1 protein-coding gene is annotated in these 496 nt (G+C 62.3%); it reads right to left on the minus strand.

Going from position 1 to position 496, the window contains the following annotated elements; all coding sequences use genetic code 11:
* On the minus strand, window positions 1-406 hold a 406-nt coding region (locus tag EN780_RS37420; protein WP_133373009.1), incomplete at its 3' end, for a hypothetical protein.
* Window positions 407-496: the final 90 nt, after the last annotated feature.

Below are 496 nucleotides of genomic sequence, written 5' to 3' on the forward strand. Positions count from 1 at the left end.
ACGTAAGGCAGAGCAGAACGGCCGTCTTGCCGGCGCCTGTCATGCCGGTGAGCGAGTAGATGAACGCAGCCTGCGCTACGCCGTCAATGTGGTAGTCGGGCGGTGTGAAGTCAGCGACGAACTCGCCGCTCGAGACAACGCCAGGAAATGGCGCCGCTTCGTGCTTGGCGCTCTTCTTGTTGTCGTTGGCGGGTGCGGGCTTCGGCCGCGACCTGCCGCCCAACGGGATATCGACCTTTCTTATTCCAGTATGGGTGAACCGGACGGACTGCACTGCTCCGGTGCCGATCGTTGAACCGACAACGAGCCAATCGCCGTCAGATTGTTCGAAGGTCGTCCCGCCCCACTCTTGCTGGTATGCCTCCGCGCGCTCGCGGCGCGTGTCTTCAGGCTGCGATGCGGTCATGCGCGGTCTTCTCTCCAAGGGCTGCCAAGGCGGCGCGTCTAATGTCGTCGGCGAGATCAGGGTGAAAAGTTGCTGTGTTGGTGCCAAACG

Origin of the sequence: Mesorhizobium sp. M4B.F.Ca.ET.089.01.1.1 (assembly GCF_004022605.1) — a bacterium.
GTDB classification, from domain to species: Bacteria; Pseudomonadota; Alphaproteobacteria; order Rhizobiales; family Rhizobiaceae; genus Mesorhizobium; species Mesorhizobium abyssinicae.